A 17735-nucleotide genomic window follows, 5' to 3' on the forward strand; every position below is an offset into this window, starting at 1 on the left:
TTTATTTGCGAGGCAACTAACCACCACCAACGTGCAAGTTCAAATAAAATAGCCTTATTAAAAGTAACATGGCAGATCAAACAACACCCAACCTAAGCTGCTGTTTTGTAGGTACATTTAATAGAGGGCCGCGCTACATACACTAAACCTGTACAGCAAAAATAGCTTTTGGAACATAACAACCCAAAAGCTGAACACGCTTTATAAGCTAATAAATTCATTCACTTATAGAAAATGAAAATTGGAAGTTATCACCACGTTCAGCTTTACGCTACACATTGGCATATTTACTGTACAAACCATAACCCCCGTCATAATCTTCCCATCATACAAAAAGAACATTATGTTACTTTTACTTACTCACTAATCGATTGAAATAAAACAATAAAAAACAACGCGTGCAGCTTTTTAAGCAACTGGAATATAAAGCACCAAAAGCTGCACACCTTATTAATCATTTAAAAATCATAAACTTACGACCAACCACTATCAGCAAGCCACACTACGATCATAAAAAAGCAGATAAACAGCGAAAGAGCTGTACACTTTTTACTGTGCGCAATTTATCTCCGTATAGCAGCACCTATGTGGCAATTTCAGTGAAAAGCTGCATCTTAGGTAAAGAAAAGTAAGAAGGGGGACGCTATATAAATGTAACTCGCAATATCAATTTGTGACCAGAAGCACAAAAAAGCGTCATCTTCCAATCAGGAACTTTTCGTTCGGAGATACCTTTATTGTCAGCTGTGGTAAACTAGAGGTCCTACCGCTGTTATTTGAGGTTATATGGCAAGCCAAGCACAACTGTTGCTTCAAGCACAACAACTTTGCGAGCAACGAGGTGTACGCTTAACGCCTCAACGTTTAAAGGTTCTCGTTCTTATTGTTGAGCACCGTAGCTCGATCAGTGCCTATGAGTTGCTAGATTTACTGAAAGTAACGGAACCACAAGCGAAGCCACCCACAGTTTACCGAGCTTTAGACTTTCTAATGGCTCAAGGCTTTATTCATAAAGTAGAGTCGACCAATAGCTATATTGCTTGCTGCTTGCTTGGTCATGCCGAGCATTGCTCACAGCTATTGATTTGTGATGAGTGTGGTTCAGTAGAAGAATGCCATGATGAAGAGCTGGCAAAATTATTACGTATTAAAGCCGACTCCCATGGATTTAAGGTCGCTCACCATGTGGTAGAAAGCCATGGTATTTGCAAAGACTGTCAGAGCGAACAGCAATAACTTTTGATTAAAGAATAATAACGTCATTATGCGCGCAGAATTCGTAAACCCTTTTTTAGCATCATTGCTAAATGTATTAAAAACAATGGCATCGATGGAGCTTGCTCCACAAAAGCCTCGTTTAAAAAAAGATGAAGTTGCTAGAGGTGATGTCTCTGGCTTGATTGGTATGGTTGGCCCAACAACAAAGGGCTCTATGTCGATTACCTTTGATGAAGGCTTAGCTCTTGAAATCATGCAGCGAATGCTGGGTGAGCGCCCTAACGGTATCAATGAAGAAGTGACTGATATGGTGGGTGAAATTACCAATATGGTAACGGGTGGAGCTAAACGTATTTTATCCGATAAAGGCTATGAGTTTGACATGGCAACCCCAGCAGTTGTTTCAGGCCGTGGCCATACCATTACTCACAAGTGTGATGGTGCTATCATTATCATGCCATTTGATTCTGAACACGGAAAAGCATTTATCGAGATCTGCTTCGATTAATACTATGCCTACCGCTGTGACGATATTATAACACCAGTCAGCAGACCCTGACTGGTGGTTAATACTGCCTAAATTTCACCAATATATTCATATCTCCCCAAGTAAGCTTGCTCTCTATACCCCTAACCAATATATTGGCTTACTCAGGTCGATATTAAACAGAAGTCGATGCGACTATTTCTGTTTTTCATCCGTTAATTTTTGCGTTTTATCCAGCATACCCAGCGCACCAAACCCAGTGATCACGTCTAAGTTGGTGGTTAGCTTGCTACCATTACCGCCGCCAAAGTAGTTTTTTGGCATCTCAACTTGGTAATTTTTCAGATTATTATAAAGCGCGGTAGAAACATCACGGTTTAGCTCAGCCAAGTACACATCACGATTGGCTCCATAGGCATCATATTTGGCTTTTAGCACCACAGCTTCAGCGCGCCCTTTAGCCAAGATAGCTTTAGCTTCATACTCTGCCGATAATGCATTGGCTTTTTGAATAGCTAAGTTGGCCTCTGCAATGGCTAATTCTTTCTCTTTATCAACTTCTGCTAAGCGCTTTTTCTTTTCAACTTCCACAATTTCACGCTCAGCAATTTGGCGGGCAATTTCGACTTCTTTTTGCTGTGAGATGATTGCCAACTCTTTGTTACGCTGCGCATCTTGTACTTCACGGGTACGTTGGATTTCTTTTCGTAACTGCTCGGTTTCAGCCTGCGCTTTGGACGTTTCTTGCTCTTGAATAGCACGAATCCTATCGGCGACTAAACGCTTTTTATCCATCAACAATTTATTTAATTGCTCTTCTGGTGATGGATCGCCAATCGTCACCTGAGTGACAGCAATGCCATATTGTTGGAGCGGGTTATCCTGACGCTTCAAATTACCATCAGCATCAAATACAGGCACTGTTTTCCAGACTAACTGCTGGGTACGTTGCAGTTTATTGGAATTAGCTTGGTTTACGCCCACAGGTGCCAAGTCGATTTGCTCAACTTCGACCTGTTTACGCTCTGTCATATAAATACCGTCGCGTAACTGATCACCAAGTTGGGTCTTAAATTGGTTTAAACCACCTTGGAAGAACTCTTCACCCGTGTATTGCGTCGCAGTAATAACCGTGACATTTCGAGCATTTTTCACTAAAAGTGCATCTATCAGGTTACTGTTATTGCGAAACTCACGGTGCATTTTAATAACCGATTCAGGGTTTAACGACAACTTAAAGCGAAAAGTAACAGGAATATTCCCAATATAAGTATCGGCAAAACGCGCTTGGATTGCCGGTAAGCGCTGGTAAAAATCTTCGCCCGTTGTATTACCGTAAGACACTGTGATCACTTGATCATACTTAGTGATTTTCGATAAAAACGGCATACGAAAATGAATACCAGGTTCACTAAACACATCGAGCTCACCGGTCAGGTTGTTCTGGTGTACATAGGTATAACCAGCATCTGTCATCAGTACCGAATTATTCAGTAACCCCAGAACAGCTGCCGTTCCTAATATGCCAGCCACTAAAGGTACTGAAACTTTCTTTTTCAGGTTACCTGCAACCTGCGTTTTCATATCCATCGTATCGTCCTTTATATCCATGATTACCTACTAGTTTACGATGCACGATTACCGTCCCGATAAAGGCAGGTAAAACATGGGAGGCAACTCGAAAAACCATTGACCACCAATGCATTAGCGTACATTCCATTTCTTATTGTGTTTGTAAATTGCGATTATAAGCAATTTTAAGCTCGTACAACACCATAAATAAAATGACGTTCAATTGATAATTAGCACAGTAAAGAAAAGTGGTAGGCATAAAAAAACGCGACCATGGTGGCCGCGTTCTCGTTACTGATTCGAATTTAAGTCAGACTATTTATTTAGCCCATGACTTAAATTGGTTAATCAAACCATTGGTTGAGCTATCGTGGCTTGCAACAGCCTCATCGCTGGTTAGCTCAGGTAGGATTTGGTTTGCCAGTTGCTTACCAAGTTCAACCCCCCACTGATCGAAGCTAAAGATATTCCAGATAACGCCTTGCGCGAAGATTTTGTGCTCGTACATTGCAATCAATGAGCCCAATACGCGTGGCGTTACTTGCTTAACAAGAATTGAGTTTGTTGGACGGTTACCTTCAAACACCTTGAAAGACACAAGATCTTTCACGTCATCTAATGATTTACCTGCAGCAACAAATTCAGCTTCCACTTGCGCTTTGCTCTTACCAAATGCAAGTGCTTCGGTTTGCGCAAAGAAGTTTGCCATTAGTTTCGGATGGTGATCGCTGATCGGGTTGTGGCTGATAGCAGGCGCAATAAAGTCGCAAGGAATAAGCTTAGTACCTTGGTGAATAAGCTGGTAGAAAGCATGCTGGCCGTTCGTACCCGGCTCACCCCAAATGATAGGGCCAGTTTGGTAATCAACAGGGTTACCGCCACGATCGACACACTTACCATTCGATTCCATGTTACCTTGTTGGAAGTACGCTGCGAAACGGTGCATGTACTGATCGTAAGGTAGAATGGCTTCTGACTCTGCGCCGTGGAAGTTGTTGTACCAAATGCCGATTAACGCCAAGATCACTGGGATATTTTGCTCTGCCGGTGTTTCTGCAAAGTGTTTATCCATTGCATGAGCACCTTCTAGGAGCTCAACAAAGTTATCGAAGCCCACCGCTAGCGAAATAGATAAGCCGATTGCTGAACATAGCGAGTAACGACCGCCAACCCAATCCCAGAATTCGAACATGTTATCGGTATCGATACCGAACTCAGCTACCGAGGTCGCATTGGTTGATAGTGCTGCAAAGTGCTTAGCTACGTGTGCTGAATCTTGCGCCGTTGCTAGGAACCAATCACGTGCTGAGTGTGCATTGGTCATGGTTTCTTGCGTCGTAAATGTTTTAGACGCAATTAGGAATAATGTGGTTTCTGGGTCTAAACCTTTTAGCGTTTCAGCAATGTGTGTGCCATCTACGTTAGAAACAAAGTGCATGTTCAAACGTGTTTTGTATGGCGCAAGCGCTTCTGCCACCATGTATGGGCCAAGGTCTGAACCACCGATACCAATGTTCACGACATCAGTAATTTCTTTACCTGTGTAGCCTTTCCATTCACCATCAACGATACGCGCAGTGAAAGCTTGCATCTTATCCAGTACCGCATTTACGCCTGGCATTACGTCTTGGCCATCAACCATGATCGGTGTGTTGCTACGGTTACGTAGCGCAGCGTGTAATACTGCACGATCTTCAGTTTGGTTAATCTTTTCACCGCTAAACAGCTCAGTAATCGCCGCTTTTAGTTCCGTTTGCTCAGCAAGATCAAACAGCTTCGCTAGCGTCTCTTCTGTAATAAGGTTTTTTGAGTAATCCAGTAGAATGTCTGAACCAAATTCAGCAGAAAACTTAGTAAAACGCTCGCTATCATTGGCAAACAGCTCACTCAGTTGTAAATCTTGTGCTTGTTCAAAATGCGCGGTCAGTGCTTGCCACGCTGGCGTTTTAGTTGGATTGATGTTTTTCAACATGGTGAAAATTCCTGATTTTTTTATGTTTAATCCATTAGTTATTCAGTGTGACTCACTAATGGACCCCCGATAAAGTAGAATGTTATAAATCTGTAGTCTTGTTCGTGACTATCTTTATGTAATATTACAACGTTTCGTCAATTATGACGCTAAGGTATAGCTAGCTGCATTGCGTCAGGTCACGAAATTTAAGACTTATCAATGCCATCAAATGAAACAAGTTGATCATTAATCTAGCGCTGATTGCACCAAAGCTTAACAAGGAAGGCAAGTATTATGTGGTTCCAAAAAATTATCCATCTTTCCGCTCAGCCACGTGGTTTCCATTTAGTCACCGCTGAAATTGAACAACAACTTACAGAGTTATCATCAATATCCGTCGGCTTAGCGCATATATTTATTCAACACACCTCAGCCAGCCTGACGATTAATGAAAATGCCGATCCCACGGTCCGTACCGATATGGAAGCCCACTTCTGTCGTTTTGTTCCTGAACGCGCACCGTATTATCAACATACCTATGAAGGCGATGATGATATGCCAGCACATATTAAAGCCTCTTTACTGGGTAATAGTATTACTCTTCCTATTACTCGAGGGCGTCTTGCTTTAGGTACATGGCAAGGTATTTACTTAGGCGAACATCGAGACCATGGCGGCAAACGTACGCTCGTTGTTACGATCCAAGGGCAATAAAAAAGCGAGCACTAAGGCTCGCTTTCAATTTGGTTAGTACGGCTAAAAAGGCTGGTTAACCATTACGCGGAACATGCTTTCTTCGCTGCCCCATGCCATTTCGGTCCTAACCACAATACCTTCAACTTGGAAACGCACCGCCCCGCCCGCACTCCACTTCATGTCTTTGTGTAGCTCAACCAAATTATACTCATCGGCAACCCGACCAACATCGGCAAAAGCCACCCACTGCCACCAAGGTACATCGTACCAATTGAAAATAGGCCAATCACTTAGTGGCTGCCAATCCGGTAACACACGGTATTCCATGCTATAGCTCATCGCTGAGCGACCAACATAGCGATTACTTTGGAAGCTACGCAGACGGTACAACCCACCCAGATCATTCCCGGCAAACTCAGGGGGGCGGTTATAAGTTTCTTCGCCATTCACTGTCTCGGTTTGATTCCAGGTCGGGGTATCAGCGGTGTAGATATTAAAGGCAAAGACTTGCTGGTCGAGGAGATCACCCAGTGGCCCCATGTCCCAGAACCAACTCTGGCTCGCCGCCCAAGTTACCCAGCTTGCACGATCGGAGCTGCCAGGATCTAGGGTTAACGTAAATTGACTACGGCTACCATCCGTTGGGTTACGGCTATTATTGCGATTATCCCAATCAAGACGGGTTTCTAACCCATAGACTTCATCGCTATTATTGGCCTTTGCCTGCTTGGGAAAGAGTGAAGCATTGGCAAACTGCCGACTTTTATAGAAAGGGCGAAACTCAATCGATGTCACCCCGCTCTCCCATGGCACGCTACCGGTTATTTCACGGTTAGGGCGTAATGCGGCCATTAATCCTTGGGATTTAGCGGCGCCAAACGGCAAGATGTAACGTGCGGTTAGGCGGTAATCGTCTTCACGCGCATCAGCAATAATGGCATCTTCAAGCGAGGAATCATTCGAGGTGCCCTCACCAACAAAGTATTCAAACTGTTTATACGATGCAGAGTACAACTCAAGTCCAAATAACCAGCGGCTATCCATTGAAAATGAATAGTTGTAGGCGCCAAAATAAGAAATCCAAGTGCCTTTATCACTCATTAAGCCAGCACCAATCACTGACGACTGAGGTTGACCTGCCCCTTTGATCAGGCCCGCCACACCGACAGATAGCCCCATGGAGTCGGTAGAAAAAGCAAAAGGCACAACATTAATATCAGGTTCGTATTCTGGCCATGCCTGCTCGGCAGCTACAGGCACACTTACACTAGCGGCCAGTAAAAGACTGAAAGGGATAGGTAGCTTTTTCAAAAGTCATCCATTTTATTGTAGGTATAACAGCCTAGGTATAGGCCATAGCCACACGCGGCGTTAACTTGGTGACGAGTTCATACGCAATCGTCCCCACATATTGCGCGACGATTTCGGCAGGTAATCCTTGCCCCCACAAAATCGCTTCGTCTCCGACTTTATCATTACAGTCAGGGCCAAGATCTACGGTTAGCATGTCCATTGATACTCGCCCAGCCATAGGTACCACACGGCCATTCACTAGCACTGGGGTGCCATTGGGCGCTGAACGCGGATAGCCATCACCATAGCCTATCGCAATAACACCAACTTTAGTGTCTCGCTGACTCACCCAGGTTCCACCATAACCAACCGCTTCGCCTTTTTTCACATCACGCACTGCAATCAGTGATGAAGTCAGGGTCATAACAGGCTTCATCGAGAAGGCATTGGCGTTACGCTCAGGTTCAGTAAACGGCGATACACCGTACATAATGATCCCAGGGCGGATCCACTCAAGTTGACTGTCAGGCCAGGCTAATGTACCCGCAGAAGCCGCGAGTGAGCGCTCACCCGCACAACCTGCCGTTAGGCTTAAAAAGGTGTCCAACTGCTCTGCAGTCACCGAGCTTGCAAAATCGTCCGCACAGCCAAAGTGGCTCATATAACGCAGTGGCTTTGCGACGTTCTTACAGGTATGTAAACGCGTCACAAAATCAGTAAATTGCTCAGGGCGTACACCTAGACGGTGCATGCCACTGTCAATTTTTAGCCATACCACAACAGGGGTTTCAAGTTCAGCCTCTTCAAGTGCAGCAAGCTGTTCAACGCTATGTACTACGGTATGAATATTATTGGTAACTAATACTGGCAAGTCAGCAGCACTGTAAAAGCCTTCCAACAATAAAATCGGCTTAACAATCCCACCGGCTCGCAACGTTAGCGCCTCTTCAATACGGGCAACGCCAAAACCATCAACATCCGTTAGGTGTTGTGCGACAGGCAAAAGGCCATGGCCATAAGCATTCGCTTTAACCACCGCTAGCATTTTGCTGGTCGGGGCTTTTTGGCGCAGTTGAGCAATATTGTGCTGCAGCGCATCGGTACTGATATAGGCGGTAGCCGCTTTCATCGCGAGTTCCTAGTGATGTGGTTATTATTCTTCGTCAAACGCAGGGCCTGCGTAATTATCAAATCGTGAAAATTGACCTTGGAAAGTTAAACGTACTGAGCCGATCGGACCGTTACGTTGCTTACCAATAATAATTTCGGCAATACCTTTCAGCGCACTCTCTTCGTGATAGACCTCATCACGATAGATAAACATGATCAAATCGGCATCCTGCTCGATCGCTCCAGATTCACGTAAGTCCGAGTTAATCGGACGTTTATCTGCACGTTGCTCCAAGGAACGGTTAAGCTGAGACAAGGCAACAACAGGAACGTTCAGTTCTTTTGCCAAGGCTTTCAATGAGCGTGAAATCTCTGAAATCTCTAACGTACGGTTATCTTGTAAACCTGGTACTCGCATGAGCTGCAAGTAATCGACCATGATCATACTCAGGCCACCGTGGTCACGGGCAATACGGCGAGCACGCGAACGCACATCTGTTGGTGTTAGGCCTGAGCTATCATCGATGTACATGTTTTTCTTCTCCATGAGGATTCCCATGGTTGAAGAAATACGCGCCCAATCTTCATCATCAAGCTGACCGGTACGGATCTTGGTTTGGTCCACGCGTGAAAGCGAGGCCAACATACGCATCATGATTTGTTCCGCGGGCATCTCTAGTGAGAAAATCAGCACGGGTTTCTCTTGATCCATGGCTGCGTTTTCACACAAGTTCATCGCGAAGGTCGTTTTACCCATGGATGGACGTGCCGCCACAATAATCAAGTCAGACCCTTGTAAGCCTGCCGTTTTTTTATTGAGGTCGGTAAAGCCCGTGGTCACACCCGTTACACCATCTTGTGGGGATTGGTATAACAGCTCGATACGTTCTAGCGTTTTTTCTAGAATCGTATCCACATTCTGTGGGCCTTCATTTTCTGAGGTACGTTGCTCGGCAATCGCGAAAACTTTACTTTCCGCCATATCCAGCAAATCTTCACTGGTGCGGCCTTGCGGATCATAACCGGCGTCGGCGATTTCATTTGCCACCCCGATCATGCCTCGGATCATCGCCCGCTCACGTACGATGTCAGTGTAAGCTGCAATATTAGCAGCCGATGGCGTATTTTTTGCCAATTCGGCTAAGTACGCAAAACCACCCACATCTTCAAGTTTATCCGCTTGTTCCAGCTGCTCGGATAAGGTGATCAAATCCAGCGGCTTACCACCTTCCAGCAAAGCCGTGACCGACTCGAAAATAATACGATGAGGGCGACTGTAAAAGTCACTCGCCAAGATTTTTTCGGCAACGGAGTCCCATTTTTCATTATCAAGCAACAAACCACCTAAAACGGATTGCTCGGCTTCCAATGAATGTGGAGGCATTTTAATGGCATCCACTTGGGTATCTCGTTGATTATTCGGTTTACTTTTCTCTGCCATAGGGATCGCGCACTTACTAAAAACGTAGCCTGATAGTATACCTCATTCACGGTTTAGTAGTGAAAAACTCATTGGAACTCGGTATCTGTTGTCTATTATGCGCTTTTTAATTCTAATCGATATTCACCACAGAATTCCTGACCAAAAGTTGACAATATTACGGTACACTGAGCGCTTTCTTTCCATTTATACACTTGTAGGAGGATGCTTGGCTAAATATCTCTTTGCTGCACTACTGCTCGCCACCAGCACCGCCTATGCTGAGGAAGAAGAAGTACAAGCGCCTCCTTCACCGCTAAAAACCGAAATCGAATTGGGTTATCAATCGCTATCAGGTAACTCGGATTCTCAATCATTGAATAGCCGCCTCGGGCTAACCTACGTAAAAAATCAATTTCGTAATACCGCGGAAGCCAAGTACTTACTGGCCACCAAAAACGAAAAAGAAGATAAGCGTAAAGGCCAGCTTGAATTGCAAAGCGATATGAAGATCAATGAGCGTACCTATATCTTGGGTAATGCGAATTACACCAACGATCGCTACGGCCCATATTTTAATGATTTCACGCTCGCAACCGGTTTGGGTTACCAGTTAATCCGTCGAGAAACATTTCAGATGGAAATCGAAGCAGGCCCTGGCTATCGTTTTCAAGACCCAAACTTTGATGAGATCGATGACGATGACATTGTGGTGCCAGAAACGGTACAAGAAATCATTATTCGTGGTAGCACCAAGTTTACATGGAAGCCAACCAAAGCGGTGGAAGTGAATACCCGTATTACAGGGATCGGGGGGAATAGTAATAGTACTTTAGAGGCCGAAGTGAACTTAACCAGTTCGATCACCGAGCACATTGCGATTAAGGTCAGTAATACTCAAAAGTACAATACTTGGGTACCTGAAGGTCTAAAGAAGCGCGACTCCACGCTCACGATGACATTGCTGTTTAAGATTTAAATCTCTCCCTTATTGCCCGCCAGCTTTATCAACTCCTAAATTACAGGCATAAAAAAACCAGCCCTAAGGCTGGTTTTTTAATTAACACAAAACGTTATTAAGCTTCAGCTACAACGTTTAGGTTAATTGTAGCGAATACTTCAGAGTGTAGCTGGATGCTAACTTCGAATTCACCAGTAGTACGTAGCGCGCCTTCAGGTAGACGAACTTCGCTCTTCGCTACTGCAACACCTGCCGCTGTAATAGCGTCAGCGATGTCACGAGTACCGATAGAACCGAATAGTTTACCTTCGTCACCAGCTTTAGAAGCAATAACAACTGCTTCTAGAGCGCTTAGTTTGTCTGCACGAGCTTGAGAAGCAGCTAGTTGCTCAGCAACTTTAGCTTCTAGTTCAGCACGGCGAGTTTCAAACATTTCAACGTTAGCTTTAGTTGCCATAACTGCTTTACCCTGTGGGATAAGGAAGTTACGAGCGTAGCCAGATTTAACGTTAACTTGGTCGCCAAGGCCACCTAGGTTACCGATTTTATCAAGTAGAATAACTTGCATTATCTATGTCCTCTTAAACTTAATTTAGCCGCTACCGATTACAGATGCTTATCTGTGTATGGTAGAAGTGCTAGGTAACGAGAACGCTTGATAGCGCGAGCTAGCTGACGTTGGTATTTAGCGCGAGTACCAGTGATACGGCTAGGTACAATTTTACCAGCTTCAGTAATGTAGTTTTTTAGAGTAACTACGTCTTTGTAGTCGATCTCTTGTACGTCTTCTGCAGTGAAACGGCAGAATTTACGACGACGGAAGAAACGTGCCATGGGCTAATCTCCTGAACAATTTATTTCAATGTGGTCAGCATGTAATACTAATTTACCGATACCATTACGGCCGGTTTGGTACGAGATAAATCCCGAAGCCTTAATAGAACTGCCAACAGCTAAATCTTGAGTGAGTACTTGTAAACCTTTGCCGCTAACTACCACGTTAATGTAACAATACACTTGCCGTGGTAAATCAGCTTCCCGTTGGTAGGAACGATGCTCAAGCACAAAGTGACAATGAGGTACGCCTGCCGGGGATTGGCTTCGTTTGGGCTCTTTGGCGATAACGCCAGATAACACCAGACGATTGGTCATTTACAAATTACTCAGCTGCTGCTTCACCTTCAGCTTTCGCTGGAGCTTCTGCTGGAGCTTCTGAACGCTCGTCACGCTTAGAGAAACGCTCTGTACGCTCTTCTTTAGCCTTCATCATTGGAGATGGCTCAGTAACAGCGTTTTTCGCACGCATGATCATGTTACGGATCACTGCATCGTTGAAACGGAAGCTAGACTCAAGCTCGTCAATTACAGACTGCTCAGCTTCAACGTTCATAAGAACGTAGTGTGCTTTGTGCAGTTTGTTGATTGGGTAAGCCATTTGACGGCGACCCCAATCTTCTAGACGGTGAATTTGACCACCAGAATCTTTGATTGAACCAGTGTAACGTTCGATCATGCCAGCAACCTGTTCGCTTTGATCAGGGTGCACCATGAATACGATTTCGTAATGACGCATTGGTTGCTCCTTACGGATTAATCAGCTTCCTGAATTGGCTCGGTTATCCAGAGGAAGCAAGGAACTAAAAAAGAACCGAGAATTTGGAGGCAGAATAGTATAGAGAATGGGCAATTTTCGCAAGGCTTTTTACGTCCATTCCTGTAAATACCACCAAATAAAAAGGGTTGCCGTAATAGCAACCCTCTCATTAGCATTTTTACTGAGAATTATGGCTGAAACCAGCCTTAATCACTCACGATTAGCTTTGACGTTGACGCACAGCTTCAAACAAGCAAATACCGGTCGCAACCGAGACATTCAAGCTTGAAACCGTACCCGCCATTGGGATTTTAATTAAGTCATCACAGGTTTCACGCGTTAGACGGCGCATACCATCGCCTTCCGCACCCATCACAATCGCTAATGGCCCTGTTAGCTTACTTTGGTACACATCATGCGTGGCTTCACCTGCGGTGCCTACCACCCATACCCCGTGCTCTTGTAGCGCACGTAGCGTACGAGCAAGGTTGGTCACACGTACCAATGGCACAACTTCAGCAGCACCACACGCCACTTTAGAAGCCGTACCATTTAGTTGTGCTGAACGGTCTTTAGGAACGATAACAGCAACCGCACCGGCAGCATCAGCATTACGCAGACACGCGCCAAGGTTGTGCGGATCCGTCACACCATCTAGCACCAACAATAGCGGATTTTCTTTACCCGCGAGGATCGTATCGAGGTCATTTTCGTTGTACTGCTTACCCGCTTTAACACGTGCAATGACACCTTGGTGAGAAGCACCTTTCGCTTTGTCATCCAATGCTTTACGGCCCGCTTGCTGGACAGTAATGCCTAGCATGTTGAGCTCGTCCAGCACAGGCTGAAGGCGGTCGTCTTCGCGGCCTTTCAGGACGAAGACTTCAATAAAGCGTGCAGGATCTGACGCTAATACAGCTTTGACGGCATGAATGCCGAAAATCATTTCATTACTCATTACTTAATTCTTCTTTGCGGCGCGTTCAGCTTTGCCCGCGCGTTGCTTTTTCTTTTTACGAGCAGCAGCCGATGGTTTCTTTCTGCTTTTCGTTTTCGGTTTGGTATCGTCGTTGCGGCGTCCCTTAGGCTTTTTATCATCACCTTCTTTAGGGATCGCGCCAGCTTTTAGCTTCTGACGAACCGACGAACGATCTTTCTTCGATTTAGCACGGTGTTCTTGCTCAGCATCCGCCTGCGCTTCACCACCTTCCACGCGGTAAGATTTCAGGTTTTGACGCTGTAAGCCTTGCGCTTTACGCATGCGCTGTTGCTTTTCTCGGGTTTTCGCTGTTTTACCCGCACCACGTGCTTTGCGTGACGTGCCCACAATATCAAAATCAATCTGGCGATCATTAAGATTAATTGCCGCAACTTTTACTTTCACGCTATCGCCTAAACGATAAATTTGACCTGAGCTATCACCCACTAAACGCTGGCCGACAGGATCAAACTGATAATAGTCATTCGCTAGGTTCGAGATATGCACTAAGCCATCGATATTCAGTTCCGTTAAACGAACAAAGAAACCAAAGCCTGTGACATTGGCAATCACACCTTCAAACTCATCCCCTAGGTGATCTTGCATGTACTCACACTTGAGCCAATCTGCTACATCACGGGTTGCATCATCTGCACGACGTTCGGTCGTCGAACATTGCTCGCCCAGTGCATCAATATCATCAAACGAGTAATGATAGCCACCTGTTGGTGTCCAACGATCGGTATTGGTACCGTTCTGCTTAGCAATTAAATATTTAAGTGCACGGTGCAGCGTTAAATCTGGGTAGCGACGAATTGGCGAGGTAAAGTGCGCATACTGCTTAAGCGCCAAACCAAAGTGACCAATATTATCGCCCTGATAAACCGCCTGCTTCATTGAGCGTAGCAGCATGGTTTGGATCAGTTCTTTATCTGGACGATCCTGGATCATCGCCGCTAACGCTGCGTAATCACTTGGCGACGGCGCTAAACCACCCGATAGATTTAAGCTCAGCTCACCCAAGAAATCACGGAAACCTGTTAGGCGCTCTTCACCAGGGCTATCGTGGACACGATACAGTGCTGGCTCTTTGGCTTTTTCAACAAAGCGGGCCGAAGCAACGTTCGCCATGATCATACATTCTTCGATGATCTTATGCGCTTCGTTTCGCTCTGCCGGTACAATGCGGTCGATCTTACGATCAGCATTGAAGATAAACTGAGTCTCGATAGTTTCAAATTCGATCGCACCACGTTCTTCACGTGATTTTTTGATCGTTTTGTACATCGCAAACAGCTCTTCAAGATGAGGAACAAGCGGCTGATAACGCTCACGTAGCACTTCATCACCATCCAACATCTTACTCACTTTGGTGTAAGTCAGACGCGCATGTGAGTTCATTACGGCTTCGTAATGCTTGTAACCTGATAGCTTACCTGTGTCTGAAATCGTCATTTCACACACCATACACAAGCGATCAACTTGCGGGTTAAGCGAACATAGACCGTTCGACAACACTTCCGGCAGCATTGGGATCACTTGCGATGGGAAGTACACCGAGTTACCACGGTTAACCGCTTCTTTATCCAGTGCTGTTCCTTGACGAACATAGTGACTCACATCAGCGATCGCGACCCATAAACGCCAGCCACCAGACTTTTTACGCTCACAGAAAACCGCATCATCGAAGTCACGTGCATCTTCACCATCAATGGTCACTAACGGTAAATCACGTAAATCAACACGGCCTTGCTTGGCTTCTTCTGGCACATGCTCGCCGAGACCTTTAATCTGCTTTTCTACTTCAGCTGGCCATTCATGCGGAATGTCATGGGTTCGCAGTGCAATTTCAATTTCCATACCTGGTGCCATATTCTCACCAAGTACTTCAACCACTTTGCCAATAGCATTGTATTGACGGGTAGCACGCTGACTGATCTCGACAACCACGACATTACCCATACGGGCACCCATACGATGGTCTTGTGGGATCACGATATCTTGTGCAATGCGCGAATCATCAGGTACCACATAGCCCATACCGTCTTCAACAAAGAAGCGACCCACAATTTGGCCGGTACGTTCTTGTAGTACACGTACCACGCGGCCTTCACGACGGCCACGCTTATCAACGCCATCAGCTTGAGCAAGAATGTAGTCACCATGTAAAACACCACGCATCTGGTGGTTCGGTAACATTAAGTCGTTATCTTTACCTACGCTGCCTTCTGGGCGAATAAACCCGAAGCCATCGCGGTGGCCGATAACATAGCCTTTGATCAAATCAAGACGCTCAGGCAAGGCGTAGCACTGGCGACGTGTAAATATAAGCTGACCATCTCGCTCCATCGCGCGTAAGCGGCGACGAAGACCTTCGTAGTGGTCATCTCCTTCCAATTTCAACTCAGCAAACAGTTGATCGCGGCTCACAGGCGTACTGAAACCACGGATAACTTCAAGCAACATTTCACGGCTTGGGATAGGATTTTCGTAGTTTGACGCTTCGCGATCGCGGAAAGGATCGACCGGTAAATCGGTAGTACCTTTAGGCATAAATAGATCCATATTGGCGAGGACATAACATTAGTATATCCAGACCATAGGTGAACAGATGGGAGCCAAGTACAAATTTAAGGTCATCAACCTAAGTACTCCACTCCACAGAATTTGAGGATGGCACAGAAACGTGCCTTTAAGAGAGATTGTACAACAATTAGTTCAGCGGCTCGGTTGGCACATCTAATAACACACGCAGGGGTGGGTTATCATCAATTAAACTTTCCAACGTATGCTGATCAAGCTCATGCAAAAACGCCTCGCGTGCTGTCGACAAAATGCCTTTCAAACGGCAAGCAGGGGTGATGTGACAAAAATCTTCACTGCAATTGACAATTTGAAGTGGCTCAATGGCACGTACAACATCGCCGACAACAATGTCTTTCGCTGCCATACCTAATCGAATACCACCATTTTTACCGCGCACAGTTTCAACGTAGCCTAATTGACCAAGCTTATTAATAATCTTGACCATGTGGTTACGCGATACGCTGTAAACGTCTGTCACTTTCGTAATGCTGGCTAATTCGCCTTCAGGCAAGGTGGCAAGATAGATCAACGCCCTTAAGCCAAAATCGGTAAAACTGGTTAACTGCACAATAGCTCCTCCTAGCAAGTATTCTAATCTTGTTATTGACTAAAAGATACAGATCAGATACAACTTATAACATACATTATAAATACAACTTCAAGAGAAAGTCGTAATGATTAGCCAACAAACCATTGATACCGTCAAAGCAACAGCGCCTGTTATCGCTCAAACAGGTCCTGCTCTGACCGCTCACTTCTATGACCGTATGTTTAGTCATAACCCTGAGCTAAAAGATATTTTTAACATGAGTAACCAGCGCAATGGCGATCAACGTGAGGCGTTGTTTAATGCTATTTGTGCATACGCAAATAATATCGATAACCTTGCCGCCTTGTTGCCTGCGGTTGAAAAAATAGCCCATAAACACACCAGTTTTATGATCACTGCCGAGCAATACGCAATTGTCGGCGGTCACCTACTAGCAACTATCGATGAACTTTTATCACCAGGACAGGCTGTGCTGGATGCATGGGGCGAAGCGTATGGTGTGCTTGCAAATGTCTTTATTCAACGTGAAGAAGCGATTTACCAAGAAAATGCAGCGAAAGATGGCGGCTGGCGTGGTACCCGTGAATTTGAAGTGATTGCGAAACAGCAAGAGTCTAGCGTGATCACTAGCTTCACCTTCAAGCCAACCGATGGTAACCCCGTATCAAGTTTTAAGCCGGGGCAATATTTAGGCATTTACCTCACACCAGAAGAGTTTGATAACCAAGAAATTCGCCAGTACAGTTTATCTTCTTCGCCTCAGGCTGATACCTACCGAATTTCAGTAAAACGCGAGCAAGGTGGCAAAGTGTCTAGCTACCTACACACTCAATTACAAGTGGGTGATAAGGTCCAACTAGCAGCCCCTGCGGGTGATTTTTTCTTAGCAGCCGCACCGACAACACCGGTTACTTTAGTGTCTGCGGGGGTAGGTTTAACTCCAACTCTATCCATGCTAGAAACGCTAACCTCGCACCAAGCTGCGGTTAACTGGTTACACGCGGCAGAAAATGGCGATCACCATGCTTTCAAGGATCATGTTAACGCGTTAGTTGATCAATATGATCATATCGCAGCCACAACCTGGTACCGTGAACCATTGGCAACAGATCGTCCAGCTGAAGATTTTGATTTTTCAGGCTTAATTGATCTCAATAAAGTAAAAGAAACCATCATGCACCCAGAAATGGAGTACTACTTCTGTGGCCCTATAGGCTTCATGCAGCATGTTGCGAAGCAGCTTATCGCACTAGGCGTAAGCGAAGATCGTATTCATTACGAATGCTTTGGTCCGCATAAAGTACTCTAGTGAACA

Annotated in this window: 17 protein-coding genes; 5 read left to right on the top strand and 12 right to left on the bottom strand. The window is 45.3% G+C overall.

The features are described 5' to 3' along the window. Positions 1 to 786 precede the first annotated feature (786 nt). Complete coding sequence (gene zur / locus L4C35_RS21250) at positions 787 to 1236, top strand: zinc uptake transcriptional repressor Zur (RefSeq protein ID WP_428464772.1); 450 nt, start codon at positions 787 to 789, stop codon at positions 1234 to 1236. 28 nt (positions 1237 to 1264) lie between these two features. Next, on the top strand, positions 1265 to 1726 hold the full coding sequence (locus L4C35_RS21255) for a chemotaxis protein CheX (protein ID WP_048900367.1): 462 nt from the start codon (positions 1265 to 1267) through the stop codon (positions 1724 to 1726). A 174-nt stretch (positions 1727 to 1900) separates the two neighbouring features. Here L4C35_RS21255 and L4C35_RS21260 read toward each other — a convergent pair whose 3' ends face one another. Together L4C35_RS21260 and pgi are read right to left on the bottom strand one after the other, a co-directional pair. Next, positions 1901 to 3295, bottom strand: coding sequence for an SPFH domain-containing protein (locus L4C35_RS21260; protein ID WP_428464773.1), 1395 nt, complete (start codon positions 3293 to 3295; stop codon positions 1901 to 1903). A 301-nt stretch (positions 3296 to 3596) separates the two neighbouring features. Then, a complete protein-coding gene (gene pgi, locus L4C35_RS21265) occupies positions 3597 to 5249 on the bottom strand; it encodes a glucose-6-phosphate isomerase (protein WP_428464774.1) in 1653 nt (550 codons plus the stop codon). 276 nt (positions 5250 to 5525) lie between these two features. Between pgi and L4C35_RS21270 the strand changes: the two genes are divergently transcribed. Further along, positions 5526 to 5945 (top strand): secondary thiamine-phosphate synthase enzyme YjbQ, encoded by a 420-nt coding sequence (locus L4C35_RS21270; RefSeq protein ID WP_428464775.1) that lies wholly within the window; start codon positions 5526 to 5528, stop codon positions 5943 to 5945. Between the two features lie 42 nt (positions 5946 to 5987). Here L4C35_RS21270 and L4C35_RS21275 read toward each other — a convergent pair whose 3' ends face one another. The 3 genes from L4C35_RS21275 to L4C35_RS21285 are packed head-to-tail and all read right to left on the bottom strand — an operon-like array spanning position 5988 to position 9771. Further along, positions 5988 to 7238, bottom strand: a complete 1251-nt coding sequence (locus L4C35_RS21275; RefSeq protein WP_428464776.1) for a BamA/TamA family outer membrane protein — start codon at positions 7236 to 7238, stop codon at positions 5988 to 5990. Positions 7239 to 7269: 31 nt separating this feature from the next. Further along, the gene (gene alr / locus L4C35_RS21280) at positions 7270 to 8349 is read right to left on the bottom strand and encodes an alanine racemase (protein WP_428464777.1); all 1080 of its coding nucleotides are present in this window, start codon (positions 8347 to 8349) and stop codon (positions 7270 to 7272) included. A 24-nt stretch (positions 8350 to 8373) separates the two neighbouring features. Further along, entirely contained in the window at positions 8374 to 9771 is a 1398-nt protein-coding gene (locus L4C35_RS21285) for a replicative DNA helicase (protein WP_428464778.1), read from the bottom strand. A 208-nt stretch (positions 9772 to 9979) separates the two neighbouring features. Here L4C35_RS21285 and L4C35_RS21290 point away from each other — a divergent pair, with 208 nt between their 5' ends. Then, positions 9980 to 10729: a DUF481 domain-containing protein gene (locus L4C35_RS21290; protein WP_428464779.1), complete on the top strand. Its 750-nt coding sequence runs from the start codon at positions 9980 to 9982 to the stop codon at positions 10727 to 10729. Between the two features lie 97 nt (positions 10730 to 10826). Here the strand turns inward: L4C35_RS21290 and rplI are convergent, their stop codons facing one another. From rplI to nsrR, 7 genes are all read right to left on the bottom strand, one after another. Continuing rightward, the gene (rplI, locus tag L4C35_RS21295) at positions 10827 to 11279 is read right to left on the bottom strand and encodes a 50S ribosomal protein L9 (protein ID WP_428464780.1); all 453 of its coding nucleotides are present in this window, start codon (positions 11277 to 11279) and stop codon (positions 10827 to 10829) included. A gap of 38 nt (positions 11280 to 11317) precedes the next feature. After that, positions 11318 to 11545, bottom strand: a complete 228-nt coding sequence (rpsR, locus tag L4C35_RS21300) for a 30S ribosomal protein S18 (RefSeq protein ID WP_006233798.1) — start codon at positions 11543 to 11545, stop codon at positions 11318 to 11320. A 3-nt stretch (positions 11546 to 11548) separates the two neighbouring features. Further along, positions 11549 to 11863: a primosomal replication protein N gene (gene priB / locus L4C35_RS21305; protein WP_428464781.1), complete on the bottom strand. Its 315-nt coding sequence runs from the start codon at positions 11861 to 11863 to the stop codon at positions 11549 to 11551. Between the two features lie 7 nt (positions 11864 to 11870). Beyond that, the gene (rpsF, locus tag L4C35_RS21310; protein ID WP_048900358.1) at positions 11871 to 12284 is read right to left on the bottom strand and encodes a 30S ribosomal protein S6; all 414 of its coding nucleotides are present in this window, start codon (positions 12282 to 12284) and stop codon (positions 11871 to 11873) included. A 241-nt stretch (positions 12285 to 12525) separates the two neighbouring features. Then, a complete protein-coding gene (gene rlmB / locus L4C35_RS21315; RefSeq protein ID WP_428464782.1) occupies positions 12526 to 13263 on the bottom strand; it encodes a 23S rRNA (guanosine(2251)-2'-O)-methyltransferase RlmB in 738 nt (245 codons plus the stop codon). A gap of 3 nt (positions 13264 to 13266) precedes the next feature. Continuing rightward, positions 13267 to 15837 (bottom strand): ribonuclease R, encoded by a 2571-nt coding sequence (gene rnr, locus L4C35_RS21320; protein WP_428464783.1) that lies wholly within the window; start codon positions 15835 to 15837, stop codon positions 13267 to 13269. 160 nt (positions 15838 to 15997) lie between these two features. Next, positions 15998 to 16438: a nitric oxide-sensing transcriptional repressor NsrR gene (gene nsrR, locus L4C35_RS21325; protein ID WP_428464784.1), complete on the bottom strand. Its 441-nt coding sequence runs from the start codon at positions 16436 to 16438 to the stop codon at positions 15998 to 16000. A gap of 106 nt (positions 16439 to 16544) precedes the next feature. On the opposite strand from nsrR, the gene hmpA reads away from it, so the two are divergent. Further along, positions 16545 to 17729 (top strand): NO-inducible flavohemoprotein, encoded by a 1185-nt coding sequence (gene hmpA, locus L4C35_RS21330; RefSeq protein ID WP_489685851.1) that lies wholly within the window; start codon positions 16545 to 16547, stop codon positions 17727 to 17729. The last annotated feature ends 6 nt before the right edge of the window (positions 17730 to 17735 follow it).

The organism is Photobacterium kagoshimensis (genome assembly GCF_050337045.1).
In the GTDB taxonomy this organism is placed as follows: domain Bacteria; phylum Pseudomonadota; class Gammaproteobacteria; order Enterobacterales; family Vibrionaceae; genus Photobacterium; species Photobacterium kagoshimensis.

Bases quoted from the DNA above. Each gene is read 5' to 3' on its own strand.
- zur (WP_428464772.1), top strand. From the start codon at position 787: ATGGCAAGCCAAGCACAACTGTTGCTTCAAGCACAACAACTTTGCGAG.
- L4C35_RS21255 (WP_048900367.1), top strand. From the start codon at position 1,265: ATGCGCGCAGAATTCGTAAACCCTTTTTTAGCATCATTGCTAAATGTA.
- L4C35_RS21260 (WP_428464773.1), bottom strand. From the start codon at position 3,295: ATGGATATGAAAACGCAGGTTGCAGGTAACCTGAAAAAGAAAGTTTCA.
- pgi (WP_428464774.1), bottom strand. From the start codon at position 5,249: ATGTTGAAAAACATCAATCCAACTAAAACGCCAGCGTGGCAAGCACTG.
- L4C35_RS21270 (WP_428464775.1), top strand. From the start codon at position 5,526: ATGTGGTTCCAAAAAATTATCCATCTTTCCGCTCAGCCACGTGGTTTC.
- alr (WP_428464777.1), bottom strand. From the start codon at position 8,349: ATGAAAGCGGCTACCGCCTATATCAGTACCGATGCGCTGCAGCACAAT.
- L4C35_RS21285 (WP_428464778.1), bottom strand. From the start codon at position 9,771: ATGGCAGAGAAAAGTAAACCGAATAATCAACGAGATACCCAAGTGGAT.
- rplI (WP_428464780.1), bottom strand. From the start codon at position 11,279: ATGCAAGTTATTCTACTTGATAAAATCGGTAACCTAGGTGGCCTTGGC.
- rpsR (WP_006233798.1), bottom strand. From the start codon at position 11,545: ATGGCACGTTTCTTCCGTCGTCGTAAATTCTGCCGTTTCACTGCAGAA.
- priB (WP_428464781.1), bottom strand. From the start codon at position 11,863: ATGACCAATCGTCTGGTGTTATCTGGCGTTATCGCCAAAGAGCCCAAA.
- rpsF (WP_048900358.1), bottom strand. From the start codon at position 12,284: ATGCGTCATTACGAAATCGTATTCATGGTGCACCCTGATCAAAGCGAA.
- rlmB (WP_428464782.1), bottom strand. From the start codon at position 13,263: ATGAGTAATGAAATGATTTTCGGCATTCATGCCGTCAAAGCTGTATTA.
- rnr (WP_428464783.1), bottom strand. From the start codon at position 15,837: ATGCCTAAAGGTACTACCGATTTACCGGTCGATCCTTTCCGCGATCGC.
- hmpA (WP_489685851.1), top strand. From the start codon at position 16,545: ATGATTAGCCAACAAACCATTGATACCGTCAAAGCAACAGCGCCTGTT.